The organism is Pelagimonas sp., from assembly GCF_058892305.1.
The window spans coordinates 1-587 of the sequence record NZ_JBZXVN010000086.1; the positions used below are offsets into that span (position 1 = coordinate 1).

Consider the following 587-nt stretch of genomic DNA (forward strand, 5'->3'; position numbering starts at 1 on the left):
TGACACGTTTCGACCAAGTCCGACCCAACGGCAATGACGCTGTTTTACGCTTCTTTAAGGTGGGGCCAAATAGCCTTAGTTAGAGGCGGCTAATGGCCAACACGCAACCGTTTGCGGCACCGGAGCCGGTGGCCGTGCCTGAATCCCCCAATGAAGTGTGGTCGACGGGGGCATTCCGGACGCTGAACGTGTTGGGTGACATAAAGCGCGCAGGTTTGACCATCGACGTCTCACTGTCGTCAGAACCTTTCGTGCGGACGCTGAAACAAGTCATTGCAGGGCGCGAATCCCTTTGCCACAACGCCGCTGAATGGCTCAGTAATCGGCTCCAGACGTGGGCTGAGTAGGCAGGGATCGCTTTGAACTATTTCTAGTCAGGGAGGCGAGAACAGAACGCCTATGTCGAAGGATACACCTTGACCGCCCGAACGAAATGTCTCGGGCTTTATCACGTCAACTGCATCGCAGACGTGAAGGATCACGCCACGCGATGGCTCTGGATATACAACAATGAAAGGCTAAACATGGGCATCGGCGGGGTGACCCCGATACAGAAACTGAAAGCTGCTGCCCCTCCAGCCAGCGAT

1 pseudogene is annotated in these 587 nt (G+C 55.7%); it reads left to right on the forward strand.

What is annotated here, in order from left to right:
* Positions 1 to 389: 389 nt before the first annotated feature.
* Positions 390 to 587 (forward strand): annotated as a pseudogene (locus AC5EFR_RS23375) (integrase core domain-containing protein); the annotation flags it as partial.